The organism is Pseudomonas sp. M5 (genome assembly GCF_016907075.1).
In the GTDB taxonomy this organism is placed as follows: domain Bacteria; phylum Pseudomonadota; class Gammaproteobacteria; order Pseudomonadales; family Pseudomonadaceae; genus Aquipseudomonas; species Aquipseudomonas putida_E.
In genome coordinates, this window is record NZ_JAFBBH010000001.1 from 5152870 (window position 1) to 5169016 (window position 16147).

Below are 16147 nucleotides of genomic sequence, written 5' to 3' on the forward strand. Positions count from 1 at the left end.
CAGCGTGCAAACATTTCGATCAGGCTGCAAAGCCGCCGTCGGCGGTAAGGCTCGCTCCGGTGATGTAACCCGCCTCCGGCCCCGCCAGGTACGCCACGAAGCTGGCAATTTCATCTACCTGCCCATAGCGCCCGATTGCCATCAAGGGGATCAGGCTTTCGGCAAACTCACCGCTGGCCGGGTTCATGTCGGTATCCACCGGCCCTGGCTGCACGTTGTTCACGGTGATGCCCTGTGGCCCCAAGTCGCGTGCCATGCCTTTGGTAAGGCCGACCAATGCCGACTTGCTCATGGCATACGGTGCGCCGCCAGCAAACGGCATGCGCTCGGCATTGGTGCTGCCGATGTTGATGATGCGCCCGCCCTGGCCCATGTAGCGGGCGGCGGCCTGGCTGGCGACGAACACGCTGCGCACGTTGATGGCCAAGGTGCGGTCGAAGTCTGCCAGGTCGAATTCGGTCAGCGGCGCTACCGCCAGTACGCCTGCATTGTTGACCAGGATATCGAGGCGGCCGAAGGCTTTTACGGTGTCGTCCACTGCCAGTTGCACCGCGGCGGCGTCGGCGCTGTCTGCGCGCAGGGCCAATGCCTGGCCGCCGGCGGCTATGACCTGTGCCACCAGGTCGTTGGCCGGGCCTTCGGAGTTTGCGTAGGTGAAGGCAACCTGGGCGCCATCACGGGCCAGGCGGCGGACGATGGCGGCACCGATGCCGCGTGAACCGCCCTGGACCAGGGCCACTTTGCCTTCGAGGGTAAGTTGCTGGGACATGCTGATCTCCTGCTGCAAGCAAGGCCGAATGCCTTGGATGGGCGTAGTATCGACCGATGATTATCTGCTGATAAGATGGCAATCACTATTGGCAGAGTAAACCTTTGGTTGGTAATCATGGCCATGGAGTCGTTCAACGCCCTTGAATGTTTTATCCGCAGCGCCGAAGTGGGCAGCTTCGCCGAAGCGGCCCGCCGTTTGAGCATTACCCCTGCGGCGGTGGGCAAGCATGTCGCCCAGCTTGAAGCGCGCCTGGGTGTGCGGCTGTTCCAGCGTAGTACCCGCAAGCTGACCTTGACCGAAGCCGGGCAGCGTTTTTTAGGCGAAGTCAGTGACAGCTTTCGTACCATCCAGTACGCCGTGGCCAACCTGGCCAGCGCCGAAGGCCAGCCGGCCGGGCTGTTGCGGGTGAGCATGGGGACGGTATTCGGCAGGCTGTACGTATTGCCGCTGCTGGGTGAATTCTTGCGGCGCTACCCGGCGATCACCCCGGACTGGCATTTCGACAACCGTCAGGTAGACCTGATCGGCCAAGGTTTCGATGCGGCGATTGGCGGCGGGTTCGAGCTACCGCTGGGGGTGGTGGCGCGCCGGCTGACCCCTGCGCATCGGGTGTTGGTGGCAGCCCCTGGGTACTTGAGCCAGCACCCGGTCATTGAAGACCCGCAGGTGCTGGGCCACCATGCCGGCATCTTGATTCGCTCACCGCAGACCGGCCGTGTGCGGTCGTGGCCGTTGACCAGCCGTTGGCAGGCGCAGCAGCCACTGCTATTGCGCCAGGCGATGACCATGAGCGACTCTGATGCAGCGTGCGCCGTAGCCCAGCAGGGGTTGGGCATTGCATTGGTCAGCCTGCCGTTTGCCGTGCCTTACCTGCAGGCGGGCCAACTGCAAAGGGTGTTGCCGGACTGGTATGTGGATGATGGGCATATCAGCCTGTATTACGCCGAGCACAAGCTTCTGCCGGGCAAGACCCGGGCGTTCATCGAGTTCGTGCAGGAGCAGTTCGCTCATGGCGGGTTGGCGCGCAAATTCGATGCGCTTGCCGGTTAGTCGGTCGCTGGCAGGGCCGGCCTCATCGCCGGCAAGCCGGCTCCCACTGGTTTGCGCTGAGCTTGAGAGCAGCGGGGTACCTGTGGGAGATTCTATGGTTATCAGCAAGCCATTTTCGCGCCTTTGGTGACCTATTCGTCCTGATTTTTCATCAGGGCGAATGCCGCTCGTGCGAACTTTCTAGCCAGGATTACCTTTGCGGGGCTTTCCTTTGAGTCTTGCATCGGATTTACCGGCCCTATCGCCGGCAAGCCGGCTCCCACAGGGAACGCGCAGTTCTTGAGGTCTGCACTGTACTTGTGAGCCGGCTTGCCGGCGATGGGGCCGGTTCAGGCAACCTCGATAATGAAGAACAGCTGGGCCCCAAGGCTAACCTCATCATCGACCTTTTTACCGATCAGTTGCTGGCCTAGCGGTGAGCGCGGGGTAATGACCGTCACCAGTGCGTTTCCCTCGCCAATCTTCAACCCGGCCGCTTCCGGCCCCAGGAACACCTGCCGCTGAGCCCCCGCTTCATCTTCCAGAATCACCAGGCTGCCGATCTGTATCCCCCGCACGGGGTCATAGTGGCGCAGCACCAGTTGCTGGTAGATCAGCAGTGCCTGGCGAATCTCGGCCGTGCGCCGTGCCTGGCCGGTGGCCAGGTACGAGGCCTCCAGGCCAAGGGTGTCGTACTTGTTTTCGGCGATGTTTTCTTCGGCGGTGGCGGTTTCGTAGGCGGTTTGCGCGGCGCGGCGCAATACTTCCATGTCGGTTTCCAGGGCTTCAACGATACGCGTGAGCAGGGCGGCCTTGTTCATGATCAGTAACAGAACTCCAGCACGTTGGCCTGGCTCTTTTCGGTCGGCGCAGTGCGGTTCTGCGACAGCCAGAACTGGCACTTGGGGCTGTTGAGGTTGCGTGGGTTGCCTTGCGCGGCCTCGGCCGCCTGCTGCAGCTCCTGCTTGTGCAGGATGGCCTTGTAGCGCTCGAACATCTCGTTTTGCGCATCAACCGGTTGCGCCGGCGGGGCCGCGGGCCGGGCAAGGGCGGGGGCGACGGCCTGGGCCACCGGCTGTACCTGCTCGGGCCACAGGTGTACGGCCAGCCACAGGCTCAGCGCGATGGCCACGGCACCGAGCCACAGGCCCAATGCCACACACAGGGTCAGTTGCACTGGCTTGAGGGTTATTTGCAGTTCACGGTGGCGGGGCATGGTGGCCTCCTGGCAGGCGTTATGTCGGCCATTGTCGCATGGCATCGGGCGGTTTTTCAGCGTTGGTGCTTTTGTCGGCGACAATTTAACCGCAGAATTCGTGATTTTGCGCAGGGCGAGGGCAGGGCACATGAACGTCACCTGGGACATTTTCTGCAGTGTCGTCGACAACTACGGTGATATCGGCGTGACCTGGCGCCTGGCCCGGCAGCTGGTGGCCGAGCACGGGCTGGCGGTGCGCCTGTGGGTGGACGACCTGGAGGCTTTCGTGCCCCTGTGCCCAGGCGCCGACGCCGGCGCCGCGCGGCAATGGCAGCAGGGCGTGGAGGTGCGCGCCTGGCCTGGCCAGTGGCAGCCGGTCGAGCCCGCCGATGTTGTGATTGGTGCCTTTGCCTGCCAGTTGCCCGCACAGTACGTCGAAGCGATGCGTGCCCGTTCCACGCCGATCCTTTGGCTCAACCTCGACTACCTCAGTGCTGAAAACTGGGTGGAGGGCTGCCACGGCTTGCCGTCGCCGCAGCCCAATGGCCTGCGCAAGGTGTTTTTCTTCCCGGGCTTTACCGAGAAGACTGGCGGGTTGCTGCGCGAGGCTTCGTTGCTGGCGCAGCGGCAGGCTTTCGAGCAATCTGCACAGGCGCGAGCCGCCTTCCTGCAAGGGCTGGGTGTAGACGTGCAGGCCGATGCGCAACTGGTCTCGCTGTTCGCCTATGAAAACCCGCAACTGGGCAGCTGGCTCGACGCATTGGCCACCGACACCTGCGCCACTCATTTGCTAGTGCCGCAAGGCCGTATTCTCCCGGACCTGGCCAATTGGCTGGGCGAGCCGGGGCTCAAGGTCGGCGACGTGTTCCAGCGGGGGGCGCTGAGGGTGCAGATCTTGCCGTTCGTCAGCCAGGACGACTATGACCGCCTGCTGTGGAGCTGCGATTTCAATGCCGTACGCGGCGAAGACTCGTTCGTGCGTGCGCAGTGGGCCGGCCGGCCGATGCTCTGGCACATCTACGTGCAAGAGGAAAACGCCCACTGGGAAAAGCTCGACGCGTTCCTGCACCTTTATCGACAGGGCCTGTCGGACGCTGCCGGCGAGGCAATGGTGGCATTGTGGCGCGCCTGGAACATGAACCACGATATGCACCAGGCCTGGCGAGGGGCCCGTAAACACTGGCCGGAACTGCAGCAGCATGCCCGTGAGTGGGCGGCGCGCCAAGCCGCTCGGCCGGACCTCGCCAAGGCGCTGGTACAGTTTTACCGAAATTGGCTATGATATGCGGCCTCGATTTTTATAAATCCATCCAGATTCGGATACTTCGTAATGAAAACTGGTAAAGAACTGAAACCCGGTACCGTACTGCGGATCGACAACGACCCGTGGCTGGTTCAGAAAGCCGAGTTCACCAAATCGGGTCGCAACAGCGCGATCATGAAGACCAAGCTGAAAAACCTGCTGACCGGCTACAAGACCGAAACCGTTTACGGTGCGGACGACAAGCTGGACGACGTGATCCTGGATCGCAAAGAAGCGACCCTGTCGTTCATCAGCGGTGACTCGTACACCTTCATGGACACCACCGACTACACCATGTACGAACTGAACGCCGAAGACATCGACGCCGTTCTGCCGTACATCGAAGAAGGCATGGAAGACATCTGCGAAGCCGTCTTCTTCGAAGGCCGTCTGGTATCGGTCGAGCTGCCGACCACCATCAGCCGTCAGGTTGTCTACACCGAGAACGCTGCGCGTGGCGACACCTCGGGCAAGGTCATGAAGCCTGCCAAGCTGAAGAACGGTACCGAGATCCAGGTTGCCGACTTCATCCAGATCGACGAGTGGATCGACATCGACACTCGCGACAACAGCTTCAAGGGCCGTTCCAAGAAGTAATTCTTCTTGTGATGTGCACAAAAAACCCGGCCTCGGCCGGGTTTTTTTGTGCCTGTGTTCAGACCGTTACATGCAGCCTTACATCCACATTGCCGCGGGTAGCGTTGGAATAAGGGCACACCTGGTGCGCCTTCTCCACCAGCCCTTCGGCTTCGGCCTGGGCAAGGCCCGGCAGGTTGATGTGCAGGTCGATATCCAGGCCGAAGCCACCGGGGATCTGGCCAATGCCCACCTTGGCGGTGATCGAAGCGTCGCCAGGCAGTTGCTTTTTCTCCTGGCCGGCGACGAATTTCAGTGCGCCGATGAAGCAGGCCGAATAGCCAGCCGCGAACATTTGCTCAGGGTTGGTGCCGTCACCGCCCGCGCCGCCCAGTTCCTTGGGGGTGCTCAGCTTGACTTCCAGCTTGCCGTCGCTGGAGCGGGATTTGCCGTCGCGACCGCCAGTGGAGGTGGCTTCTGCGATGTACAGCGGAGTGACCTTGTGCATATTGAGCCTCGCTAGTGTGCTGTGCGCCCCGTGTGTATGCCGGGTGCATCGGGTGGGTACGGGATTTAAATTAGCGCGCAATTAGTTAGCGCGCAAGATAAATCTTCACCGCTCGTCCGAACGGGCATTGCACAGCATAGCCGTCAGAGGTTCTTTTGCAGGCTGTCGCGCAACTCCAGCAGGTCTGCCTGTAGTTGTTGCAGGCGCTCCAGGCTGCGGCCGCTGGCCTTGAGAATGCACGGCGGCACCTCTTTGGCCTGCTGCTGAAGGGCGCGCCCCTTGTCGGTCAGTTGCACCAGCACCACCCGTTCATCCTCGCGGCTACGGGTTCGCTTGAGCAGGCCTTCGCTTTCCAGGCGCTTGAGCAATGGCGTGAGTGAGCCGGGGTCGGTGAGCAGGTGCTGGCTGATCTCGCCCACGGTCAGGCCGTCCTGTTCCCACAGCACGAGCATGGCCAGGTACTGCGGGTAAGTCAGGCCCAGCGCCTGCAGCAGTGGCTTGTAGACTTTGGTCATCAGCAACGAGGTGGAGTGCAGGGCGAAGCAGACCTGGTTGTCCAGCAGCAGCTCGTCGCAAGAAGCTTGGGTGTCGGCGTTCATGCAGGTCCTTGAATGTGATCAATGGGGAAATCTAGCACGCTGAAGGTTTGCGCGCTCATTGCCATCGCAGCTCACTTCGCAGTGCCAGGTCCCACGGGGGGATCGGGCTGAAGCGGCTCTTGAGGAATTCGAGCAGCAAGCGGCTGCGAGAGTTCGTTTCATGTGCCAGGCGCAGCGCATAAATACCGCTGGTCTCTGCCGCGGGCAGGCCGTTGTCGCAAAAAAGCGGCACCAGTTCGCCACGCAGCAGGTACTCGCTGACCAGCCAGGTCGGCAGGTGGGCAATGCCCAGGCCGGCAAGCGCGCCGAACAGCAGCGTTTCAGCATTGTTGGCGGCCATGCGCATCCGCGAGGGGCGGTACAGCCGTGATTGCCCATCGACGTTGAAGCGCCAGGCGAACGGCGGTGCCAGGCCGTCCCAGTCCAGCCCATCGTGGTCGGGCAATTCGCTGGGGCAGGCGGGTATGCCGCGGCTGGCCAGGTAGGCGGGGCTGGCGCAGGCGACGCGGACCATGTAGGCCAGCGGTGTGGCGACCAGGCGGGTATCGGCCAGAGGGCCTGCACGCAGCACCAGGTCGACTTCGCCCAGGTGGCTGCCGTGCAGGTCGACGAAGCTGTCGATCAGGCGCAGGTGCACATCAAGGCCTGGGTAGGCCACCAGGAAGTCGGCAATGGCCGGGGCCAGGTGGCGGCGGCCGAAGGCGGCAGGGGCGTCGATACGGATCAAGCCCTCCGGAGCACTGCTCAGTGATACGGCCTCGGCGCGGGCCAGGCGCAGTTCCTCGATGATGCGCCGGGCGCGCTCGGCGAAAGCGTTGCCTGCAGGCGTGGCGCGCACCGCATGGGTGCTGCGGGTGAACAGGCGGCTGCCCACGGCGCTCTCGAGGTTGTCGATGCGCCGGGCGACGGCGGAGGGGGTGAGTGGATGGCGCCGGGCGGCAGCGGAAAAACTGCCAGTCTCCAGCACATCGAGGAACAGGCTCAGTTGGTCGGTAAGGGTGTCAGGGCTCATGGCTGCCTTGCTTTTGCATTAAACGCACAGCCATTGTGCGTTGCTGTGCGTTTCCCCGCCAGAGCGTAATCGTTAGCATGCTCGCATTGTTGATACAGGCGGATGAGGCACTGATGATCGAGTGGTTGTTGTATATCGTGCTGGGCGCAGCCTTGGGCACCATGGGTGGGTTGTTCGGCATTGGCGGCGGCCTGATCGCCATTCCGGCACTTGGTGTGCTGTTCGGGCTTGATCAGCAGTTGGCCCAAGGCACGGCCTTGGTGATGGTGGTGCCGAACGTGTTGCTGGCCCTGTGGCGTTATCACCAGCGCAACCGCATCGAGTTGCGCCATGCCTTGCCGTTGTCGGTGTGCAGCTTGGTGTTCGCCTGGTTGGGCTCGATCTGGGCAGTGGGTGTCGATGCGCAGGCCATGCGCCTGGGCTTCGTCGGCTTTCTGGTGGCGCTGGCCCTGTGGAACGTGGCGCGTCTGTTTATCAAGGCTGCTCCGGCAAGCTCCGAGCTGCGCCATCCCTGGCCTTGGCTGGGAGTGCTGGGTTGCTTCAGTGGAACCATGGGCGGTTTGTTCGGGGTGGGCGGCGCGGTGGTGGCCACGCCGATCCTGACCAGCGTGTTCGGCGCCACGCAGGTGGTGGCGCAAGGGCTGTCGCTGGCGCTGGCGGCGCCGAGCACCATGGTGACCTTGCTGACCTATGGCGTGCACCACAGTGTCGACTGGGGTGTGGGGATACCGTTGGCGGTAGGCGGCCTGCTGAGTATCAGCTGGGGAGTGCGGCTGGCCCATGCGCTGCCGGAAAAGGTGCTGCGGGCGATGTTTTGTGTGTTTTTGGTGGTGTGCGCGGTGATGCTGGGCTTTGAGCTTTAGGGGGTGGCGTATGGCACAGCCATTACTGGAAGCCTTCGAGGATGTAGTCGGCCATGCAATCGGTGATCGGTGACTGGCTTTGTGCATTGCGCAGCAGCATCACATTGGCCACCGGCAGCTCTGGCAAGCCGTCCTGCTCGCCCAGGATGCGGATATTGCCGCCAATCAGGCTCTGCAACTGCGCCGTCACTGCCAGCCCTGCCGTGACGATGGCGAAGATCGCCGCCAGGCTCGGGCTGGTGTAGGCGATGCGGTAGTCGATGCCTTGGGCCTCCAGGGCATTGCAGGTCCAGGCGCGGCAGAAGCAGTCGGTGTTGAACAGTGCGAGGGGCATGGGCCGTTGCTCCTGTGGGCAGAAGCTTTCGGCGGCGGCCCATACCAGGCGTTCCTGGCGCAGCAACTGGCCAACCTCGTTGCCGGGTTCGCGGGTGACGATGGTCAGGTCCAGGTCTTGGCGCAGCATCAGGTGTTTAGACGAATCACAATGCACCTCCACCTGCACCAGCGGGTAGGCCTGGGCGAAACTCGACAGGATGGTCGGCAAGAACCGCATGGCGTAGTCGTCCGGTGTGCCGATGCGCACCAGGCCGACCATGTGCGGCATGCGCAAGGTGTTGAACACTTCGCCATGCAGCTTGAGGATGCGCCGTGCGTAGCCCAGCAGTACCTGGCCCTCGGCGGTCAGGCGCACCTGGCGGCCGTCGCGCTCGAACAGTTGGCGCTGCAGGACGTCTTCCTCCAGGCGTTTCATCTGCATGCTGACGGCCGACTGGGTGCGGTTGACCACTTCGCCGGCGCGGGTGAAGCCACCTTGCTCGGCAATGGCGACAAAGGTGCGCAGCACGTCGGCATCGAGGCTTTGGTAGTGGGACATTGCATCAATCTCCTAGATGCATGGCATAAGAAACATTCGTTGGATTGATCTTAAGGCCGGCGCGAGACTGAAGCCATCAACACGGAGGGCTTCACGATGAAAGGTCATGTCAGCAGCATTCAGCACCCAGCCTTTTCCCTTAGCCACCTGTGGCATGCGGCCTTGCAGCGCCCGGCTCGCTGGTTGGAGCTGTACCGCCAGCGTCGGGAGCTGGCCAGTCTCAGCGATGCGACGTTGCAGGATCTGGGGTTGAGCCGGGCAGATATCCAGCAGGAGGCAGAGCGGCCATTCTGGGATGATCCGCTGCGTAAATGAGGGTGGGGCCGTGATGCGCCGCGGGGGCGGCGCTCGGTCTTGAGAACGCTGAAGGGCTGCGGCAGGCAGTTACCTCAACGCCGCACCTGCTTGAGCGTTTCGGCAATCAAAAACGCCAGCTCCAGCGACTGGTCGGCGTTCATGCGGGGGTCGCAGTGAGTATGGTAGCGATCCGACAGCCCATCTTCGGTGATCGGCCGTGCGCCACCGATGCACTCGGTAACGTTCTGCCCGGTCATCTCGATGTGAATGCCGCCCGCATGGCTGCCTTCGGCCTGGTGCACCTGGAAGAACTGCTTCACCTCATCGAGAATCTGCGCGAAGTCACGGGTCTTGTAGCCGCTGCTGGCCTTGATGGTATTGCCGTGCATCGGGTCCGAGCTCCACAGCACCTTGCGCCCCTCGCGCTCGACGGTGCGGATCAGCCCTGGCAGGTGCTCACCGACCTTGCCGGCGCCCATGCGCACGATGAGGTTGAGGCGCCCGGGGTCGTTGGCCGGGTTGAGCGTATCGATCAGGCGGATCAGCTCTTCAGGGTTCATGCTCGGGCCGACCTTGACCCCGATCGGGTTGTGCACCCCGCGCAGGAACTCCACATGTGCGCCATCGAGCTGGCGGGTGCGGTCGCCGATCCACAGCATGTGTGCCGAGCAGTCGTAGTAGTCGCCGGTCAGGCTGTCCTGGCGCACGAAGGCTTCTTCGTAGTTCAGCAGCAGTGCCTCGTGGGCGGTGAAAAAGCTGGTTTCGCGCAATTGCGGGGCGCTGTCCAGGCCGCAGGCGCGCATGAAGGCCAGGGTCTCGTCGATGCGGTTGGCCAACTGGTGGTATTTGTCGGCCAGCGCCGAATTGGCGATGAAGTCCAGGTTCCACTTGTGCACCTGGTGCAGGTCGGCGAAACCGCCCTGGGCGAAGGCGCGCAGCAGGTTGAGGCTGGCGGTGGCCTGGTGGTAGGCCTGCAGCAGGCGGTCGGGGTCCGGTACGCGGCTTTTTTCGTCGAAGCCGATACCGTTGACGATGTCGCCGCGGTAGGCCGGCAACGTGACGTTGCCGATGGTTTCGTCACCCGATGAGCGTGGCTTGGCGAACTGGCCGGCCATGCGCCCGACCTTGACCACCGGGCAGCCGGCGGCGAAGGTCATGACGATGGCCATCTGCAGCAATACCTTGAAGGTGTCGCGGATCTTCGCCGCCGAGAACTCGGCGAAGCTTTCGGCGCAGTCGCCGCCCTGCAGCAGGAAGGCGCGGCCTTCGGTGACCTCGGCGAACTGCCGGCGCAGCTCGCGCGCTTCCCCGGCGAACACCAGCGGCGGGTAGCTGGCCAAGGTCTGCTCGACCTTGAGCAGATGCGCGGCATCGGGGTAGGTCGGTTGCTGCTGGATCGGCAGGGCACGCCAGCTGTCAGGGCTCCACGGTTGGTTCATCACAGGCTCGGTCTTGTCGGTTATAGGCTGTCTGCCATGGTAACAGTTGGCGCTGAGCTTGTTGCATCGGGGGCGTTGGCGGACAATGCGCGTTTTTGCGCGGGCGGGTGGCAGGTTCATGGCGACGGAGCGGGAAGAACGGCTGTTGGCTCGGGTCGAGGATGCCTTTGGGGTCATCAGCGTGTATGAAGTGGATGATTACCGCTTCCTCGAATTTGGCGATGCCATCGAGCAAAGCTGCGTGTTCACGGCCGACCCCAGCTGGCTGGAGTACGACTATACCCGCGCCATGCTGGTCGGTGCGCTGTGCCACGAACAGCCTGAAAGCGCCCTGTTTCTTGGCTTGGGCGCCGGCACCCTGACCCAGGCCTGCATGAAGTTCCTGCCGCTGGAAGACATCGAGGCCATCGAGCTGCGCCCGGATGTACCGCGCCTGGCCATGGAGTATCTGGGCCTGGACGACGACCCGCGGCTGTATGTGCGGGTTGGCGATGCCCTTGAGCTGCTGCCCACGGCGGAGAAAACCGACCTGTTGTTCGTCGACCTGTATACCGACCACGGCCCGGGTGTCGGGCATCTGGCCTGGACCTTTCTGGAAAATTGCCAGAAGCAGCTCAACCCCGGTGGCTGGCTGGTGATCAACCAGTGGGCCGGTGATGACGGCAGGCCGCTGGGCGCGGCGCTGTTGCGCGGGTTGTACCACCGGCATTACTGGGAGCTGCCGGTGAAGGAGGGCAATGTGATCCTGCTGGTGCCGGCGGACCTGGAGCAAACGCTGGACCTGGGTGGGCTCAAGGGCAGGGCTGAAGCCTTGGCGCCACAGCTGGGGTACAGCCTGGAGGGGTTGATCAAGGAAATCCGCCCCGCAACGTGAAGGCCTGGCGCGGTCCCCCGGTAGGAGCGGCCTTGTGTCGCGAAAGGGTGCGAAGCGCCCTCGGGATTTTAGCGTCGCCGCATACATTGCCGGGTCCGCTTTGCGGCCCTTTCGCGACACAAGGCCGCTCCTACCGGGGCCGTGCCAGGCTTTGAGAGATAATCGTTTCAGCTATCGGCCATTGATGGCCTCGTACTGGCCCCAGGCCCGTGAAAATTTTCCACACTTCCCGCTATTAATTCGGGTATAGTACGCGCCGGTCTTTTAGCGGACCTCAAAATCAGGTGGTGCAAATCCTCCGAGTCCAGCTTCGGCTGCACGTCCGCTAGGCGGACCTTCCCAAGTTTTTCTTTTTCAATCGTTTTCGCAAATCCCCGCCGCCAGAGCTGCCTGGGTGACCATTTGGTCTTTCAAGGCATGTGCAGCTTTGGAGCATGGGTCTTTGCGGATGCACATAGAGGCAGACCCATGACCCAGGAAACCGGCGGATTCGCCGCTCTCGATCTCAATCCGAATATCGTTGCTGCTGTTCTGGCCACCGGCTACGAAGAGCCTTCGGCTATTCAGCATCAATCGATCCCGATCATCCTCGCCGGTCACGACATGATCGGCCAGGCGCAGACTGGCACCGGCAAGACCGCTGCCTTCGCCCTGCCGATCCTCAACAAGATCGACGTGAGCAAGCGCGAACCGCAAGCCCTGATCCTGGCGCCAACCCGTGAGTTGGCGCTGCAAGTAGCCACCGCTTTCGAAACCTACGCCAAGCAGATGCCGGGCGTTAACGTGGTGGCTGTATACGGTGGTGCCCCGATGGGCCCACAGCTGCGTGCCATTCGCAACGGCGCGCAAATCGTCGTGGCCACCCCTGGCCGTCTGTGCGACCACCTGCGTCGCGACGAGAAAGTCCTGTCCACCGTGCAGTACCTGGTACTGGACGAAGCCGACGAAATGCTGAAGCTGGGCTTCATGGATGACCTCGAAGTGATCTTCGATGCAATCCCGGCCAGCCGTCAGACTGTACTGTTCTCCGCTACCCTGCCGTCGTCGATCCGCTCGATTGCCGAACGTCACCTGCGTGAGCCCAAGCACGTCAAGATCCAGAGCAAGACCCAGACCGTCACCGCGATCGACCAGGCTCACCTGATGGTGCATGCCGACCAGAAGATCCCGGCTGTTCTGCGTTTGCTGGAAGTGGAAGAGTTCGACGCGCTGATCGCCTTCGTGCGTACCAAGCAAGCCACCCTGGACCTGGCCGCCGCCCTGGAAGCCAAAGGCTACAAGGCTGCTGCGCTGAACGGCGACATCGCCCAGAACCAGCGTGAGCGCGTCATCGACTCGCTCAAGGACGGCCGCCTGGACATCGTCGTCGCCACTGACGTCGCTGCCCGTGGTCTGGACGTACCGCGCATCACCCACGTGTTCAACGTGGACATGCCGTACGACCCGGAGTCCTACGTGCACCGTATCGGCCGTACCGGCCGTGCCGGTCGCGAAGGCCGTGCACTGCTGCTGGTCACCCCGCGTGAGCGCCGCATGCTGCAGGTCATCGAGCGCGTTACCGGGCAGAAGGTTGCCGAAGCGCGCCTGCCGAACGCTCAGGCCGTGCTGGATGCGCGCATCAAGAAGCTGACCTCGAGCCTGGCGCCGCTGGTGGCCGAAGCAGAAGCCACCCACGGCGAACTGTTCGACCGCCTGACCGACGCCCTGGGTTGCAGCCCGCGTGCCCTGTCTGCAGCACTGCTGCGCAAGGCCACCAATGGCCAGGCGCTGGACCTGGCAGCGGTAGAGCGCGAGCAGCCGCTGGTACCAAGCTTCGCACCGCGCGGTGAGCGCCCAGAGCGTGGTGACCGTGCCGAGCGTAGCGACCGTGGTGAGCGCGAGCGTCGTGCGCCACTGCCGCTGGCCGAAGGCCGCGTGCGTTGCCGTACCGCGCTGGGTGCCCGTGATGGTATCGCCGCCAAGAACCTGCTGGGTGCGATCCTCAACGAAGGTGGCCTGGCCCGTGATGCGATCGGTCGCATCCAGGTGCGTGACAGCTTCAGCCTGGTCGAGCTGCCGGAAGACGGCCTCGAGCGCCTGCTGACCAAGCTCAAGGACACCCGCGTGGCTGGCAAGCAGCTGAAGCTGCGTCGCTACCGCGAAGATTGATCCTGGTGTAATGAAAAAATCCCCGGCTTAGGTCGGGGATTTTTTTTGCCTGCAGTTTTTTGGGGCTGCCATGCAGCCCTTCGCGATGCAAGGCCGCTACGGGCGATTCTTCAGTCGAAGCGATAGATGTCCATACCCAGCGCCCCTAGGGTAAACCCTTGGTGCACGATGCCAAATCTGCCCCCGGCCCCAAGGGCAAATAACAACGGCAAGAAATGCTCATCACTGGGATGGTTACGCAACGCAAACGGCGCTTGTTGCTTGAAGTCCAGCAGCGCGGCCTGGTCGTCCTCGCTCAGCTTCTCCACCACCCAGTCACGAAACGCCAGTGCCCAGGGCTCGATCACGTCCGGCCCGGCATGCCAGTCCAGCTCGCCCAGGTTATGGGTGATGCTCCCGGACCCTACCAGCAACACACCCTCGCTGCGCAGCCCGGCCAATGCCTGGCCGACCTTGATTTGCAGCGCCGGCCCCATGTGGCTCGGTAGCGACACCTGAATCAGCGCAATGTTTGCGTCGGGATACATCAACGACATCGGCACCCAGGCCCCATGGTCGAATGGCCGCTGGGCATCCAGGCGAGCCGGCAGGCCGGCGGCGTTCAGCCGCTCGCTGACGTTCGCGGCCAGTTGCGCATGGCCAGGCGCAGGGTATTGGACGGCATACAGCGCTGCAGGAAAGCCGTAGAAGTCATGCCAGGTTTCTGGGTGCGGGTTGCCGGTAACCCGCAGCTCTTGGCTTTCCCAGTGCGCCGAAACCACCACGACCGCCTTCGGGCGTGGCAGGGCATTGGCCAGCCGGGCCAGCGCCGGCCCGCTGGCGCCGGGCTGCAGGGCGAGCATGGGGGAGCCGTGGGAAATGAACAGGCTGGGCAGCATGGTAGGGTCCTGAGGGGTAAGATGCAGTCATCTTCGATCAGTCACCGATCGATATCCAATATAAGATTTTTGCGCAACCGATCTAAAAACCAGGAGGAACTATGGAGCCGGCGTTCTGGCACCGAAAGTGGGCCGATAACCAGATCGGTTTTCACCAGGCTCAAGCCAACCCCTATCTGCAACGCTATTGGCCGGGGCTCGGCCTGGCTGCCGGTAGCCGGGTGTTGGTGCCGCTGTGTGGCAAGAGCCTGGACCTGGCCTGGCTGGCGGGGCAGGGCTATCGCGTGCGGGGTATCGAACTGTCGCGCCGGGCGGTGGAGGACTTTTTCCAGGAGCAGGGGCTGCAGGCGCAGGTCCGGCAACAGGGGGCGTTCGAGGTCTGGTGCAGTGGTGAGGTGGAGCTGTGGTGTGGCGATTTCTTCGCCTTGCGCGCCGAGGATGTGGCCGATTGCGTGGGGCTGTATGACCGGGCTGCCTTGATTGCCCTGCCACCGCAAATGCGTGAGCGTTACATGGGCTTGCTTTCGCGAATGCTGCCTGGGGGTAGTGGGCTTCTGGTGACACTGGACTACGAGCAGAAACTGTTGGAGGGGCCGCCGTTTTCGGTCGCCGACGAGGAAGTGCGGCGTGGGTTTGCCGGGTGGCAGGTGGAGGAGGTGGAGGCGCGAGACGTGATAGGGGAAAGCCCTAAGTTCTTGCAGGCGGGGGTCAAGCGCCTGGTGGAGCGGGTGTATCGCATACGGTTCTGATGTGGGTTTGCCTGTGCCGGCCCTATCGCCGGCAAGCCGGCCACAGATACCCCCGCAGTTCTGAGGATTTGTGGCTTACATGTGCGGGCCGGCTGCATGAGAAAGGGCGACCGAAGTCGCCCTTGCTTGTTGGCAGTGAATCAGCCGCGGCGGCGCAATGCCTCGATGCGCTCTTCCAGCGGCGGGTGGCTCATCAGCAGGCCAGCCAGGCCGTGCTTGAGGCCGCCATTGATGCCGAAGGCCTTCATGGTGTCGGGCATGTGCACCGGCAGGCCCTGCTCGACGCGCAGGCGCTGCAGGGCGCCGATCATCGCGGCGGTGCCGGCCAGTTGCGCTCCGGCTTCGTCGGCGCGGTATTCGCGGCGGCGCGAGAACCACATGACGATCATGCTGGCGAGGATGCCCAGGACCAGCTCGGCGACGATGGTCGCCACGTAGTAGGCAATACCCTGGCCTTCTTCGTTCTTGAAGATCACCTTGTCGACGAAGTTGCCGATGATGCGGGCGAAGAACATCACGAAGGTGTTCACCACGCCCTGCACCAGCGCCAGGGTGACCATGTCACCGTTGGCCACGTGGCCGATCTCGTGGGCCAGCACGGCGCGCACTTCATCAGGCGAGAAGCGCTCCAGCAGGCCCTGGGACACAGCTACCAAAGCGTCGTTGCGGTTCCAGCCGGTGGCGAAGGCGTTGGCCTCGTAGGCCGGGAAGATACCCACTTCGGGCATCTTGATGCCGGCTTCGCGGGACAGCTCTTCGACCGTCTGCAGCAGCCACTGCTCGTGGCGGGTACGCGGCTGGGAGATGATCTGGGTGCCGGTGCTCATCTTCGCCATCCACTTGGAGATGAACAGCGAAACGAGGGAGCCGGCGAAGCCGAACACGGCGCAGAAGACCAGCAGGCTGCTGAGGTTGAGGTCAACCCCGTTGGCGGCCATGAACCCGTCGAAGCCGAACAGGCTCAGGGTAATGCTTGCAACCAGCACCACCGCAAGGTTGGTGGCTACAAACAACAGAATGCGCATCAT

At 63.1% G+C, this 16147-nt stretch carries 17 protein-coding genes and 1 pseudogene; 8 read left to right on the forward strand and 10 right to left on the reverse strand.

What is annotated here, in order from left to right:
• Positions 1-19 precede the first annotated feature (19 nt).
• A complete protein-coding gene (locus tag JOE27_RS23450; RefSeq protein WP_119688492.1) occupies positions 20-769 on the reverse strand; it encodes a 3-oxoacyl-ACP reductase family protein in 750 nt (249 codons plus the stop codon).
• A gap of 117 nt (positions 770-886) precedes the next feature.
• Here JOE27_RS23450 and JOE27_RS23455 point away from each other — a divergent pair, with 117 nt between their 5' ends.
• Positions 887-1822, forward strand: a complete 936-nt coding sequence (locus JOE27_RS23455; protein WP_115275582.1) for a LysR family transcriptional regulator — start codon at positions 887-889, stop codon at positions 1820-1822.
• Between the two features lie 329 nt (positions 1823-2151).
• Here the strand turns inward: JOE27_RS23455 and JOE27_RS23460 are convergent, their stop codons facing one another.
• Entirely contained in the window at positions 2152-2622 is a 471-nt protein-coding gene (locus JOE27_RS23460; RefSeq protein ID WP_204920365.1) for a GreA/GreB family elongation factor, read from the reverse strand.
• Between the two features lie 2 nt (positions 2623-2624).
• Positions 2625-3017: a hypothetical protein gene (locus JOE27_RS23465; protein WP_115275584.1), complete on the reverse strand. Its 393-nt coding sequence runs from the start codon at positions 3015-3017 to the stop codon at positions 2625-2627.
• A gap of 130 nt (positions 3018-3147) precedes the next feature.
• Here JOE27_RS23465 and earP point away from each other — a divergent pair, with 130 nt between their 5' ends.
• On the forward strand, positions 3148-4281 hold the full coding sequence (gene earP, locus JOE27_RS23470) for an elongation factor P maturation arginine rhamnosyltransferase EarP (protein ID WP_204920367.1): 1134 nt from the start codon (positions 3148-3150) through the stop codon (positions 4279-4281).
• Positions 4282-4329: 48 nt separating this feature from the next.
• Complete coding sequence (efp, locus tag JOE27_RS23475) at positions 4330-4899, forward strand: elongation factor P (protein WP_012271109.1); 570 nt, start codon at positions 4330-4332, stop codon at positions 4897-4899.
• Positions 4900-4957: 58 nt separating this feature from the next.
• Here efp and JOE27_RS23480 read toward each other — a convergent pair whose 3' ends face one another.
• The 3 genes from JOE27_RS23480 to JOE27_RS23490 form a co-directional block, all read right to left on the reverse strand.
• On the reverse strand, positions 4958-5386 hold the full coding sequence (locus JOE27_RS23480; protein WP_039605055.1) for an organic hydroperoxide resistance protein: 429 nt from the start codon (positions 5384-5386) through the stop codon (positions 4958-4960).
• A 143-nt stretch (positions 5387-5529) separates the two neighbouring features.
• Positions 5530-5985 (reverse strand): MarR family transcriptional regulator, encoded by a 456-nt coding sequence (locus tag JOE27_RS23485; RefSeq protein WP_046786599.1) that lies wholly within the window; start codon positions 5983-5985, stop codon positions 5530-5532.
• Between the two features lie 55 nt (positions 5986-6040).
• On the reverse strand, positions 6041-6997 hold the full coding sequence (locus tag JOE27_RS23490; RefSeq protein WP_046786598.1) for a LysR family transcriptional regulator: 957 nt from the start codon (positions 6995-6997) through the stop codon (positions 6041-6043).
• Positions 6998-7110: 113 nt separating this feature from the next.
• Here JOE27_RS23490 and JOE27_RS23495 point away from each other — a divergent pair, with 113 nt between their 5' ends.
• The gene (locus JOE27_RS23495; RefSeq protein WP_204920657.1) at positions 7111-7860 is read left to right on the forward strand and encodes a sulfite exporter TauE/SafE family protein; all 750 of its coding nucleotides are present in this window, start codon (positions 7111-7113) and stop codon (positions 7858-7860) included.
• Positions 7861-7882: 22 nt separating this feature from the next.
• On the opposite strand, the gene JOE27_RS23500 is transcribed toward JOE27_RS23495, so the two are convergent.
• Positions 7883-8734 (reverse strand): LysR substrate-binding domain-containing protein, encoded by an 852-nt coding sequence (locus JOE27_RS23500; RefSeq protein ID WP_046786596.1) that lies wholly within the window; start codon positions 8732-8734, stop codon positions 7883-7885.
• 96 nt (positions 8735-8830) lie between these two features.
• Between JOE27_RS23500 and JOE27_RS23505 the strand changes: the two genes are divergently transcribed.
• Positions 8831-9049, forward strand: coding sequence for a DUF1127 domain-containing protein (locus JOE27_RS23505; protein WP_115275588.1), 219 nt, complete (start codon positions 8831-8833; stop codon positions 9047-9049).
• 74 nt (positions 9050-9123) lie between these two features.
• Here JOE27_RS23505 and JOE27_RS23510 read toward each other — a convergent pair whose 3' ends face one another.
• Positions 9124-10470 carry a 3-deoxy-7-phosphoheptulonate synthase class II gene (locus tag JOE27_RS23510; protein ID WP_039603334.1) on the reverse strand — a complete coding sequence of 449 codons (1347 nt, stop codon included), beginning with the start codon at positions 10468-10470 and terminating at the stop codon, positions 9124-9126.
• A 118-nt stretch (positions 10471-10588) separates the two neighbouring features.
• Between JOE27_RS23510 and JOE27_RS23515 the strand changes: the two genes are divergently transcribed.
• Both JOE27_RS23515 and JOE27_RS23520 read left to right on the forward strand, forming a co-directional pair.
• Positions 10589-11344: a spermidine synthase gene (locus JOE27_RS23515; RefSeq protein WP_161872952.1), complete on the forward strand. Its 756-nt coding sequence runs from the start codon at positions 10589-10591 to the stop codon at positions 11342-11344.
• 434 nt (positions 11345-11778) lie between these two features.
• Positions 11779-13492 (forward strand): annotated as a pseudogene (locus JOE27_RS23520) (DEAD/DEAH box helicase).
• Positions 13493-13602: 110 nt separating this feature from the next.
• Here the strand turns inward: JOE27_RS23520 and JOE27_RS23525 are convergent.
• Complete coding sequence (locus JOE27_RS23525) at positions 13603-14370, reverse strand: class III extradiol ring-cleavage dioxygenase (protein WP_204920369.1); 768 nt, start codon at positions 14368-14370, stop codon at positions 13603-13605.
• Between the two features lie 101 nt (positions 14371-14471).
• Between JOE27_RS23525 and JOE27_RS23530 the strand changes: the two genes are divergently transcribed.
• On the forward strand, positions 14472-15119 hold the full coding sequence (locus tag JOE27_RS23530; RefSeq protein ID WP_174141837.1) for a thiopurine S-methyltransferase: 648 nt from the start codon (positions 14472-14474) through the stop codon (positions 15117-15119).
• A 140-nt stretch (positions 15120-15259) separates the two neighbouring features.
• Here the strand turns inward: JOE27_RS23530 and htpX are convergent, their stop codons facing one another.
• Positions 15260-16147, reverse strand: a complete 888-nt coding sequence (gene htpX, locus JOE27_RS23535; protein ID WP_115275592.1) for a protease HtpX — start codon at positions 16145-16147, stop codon at positions 15260-15262.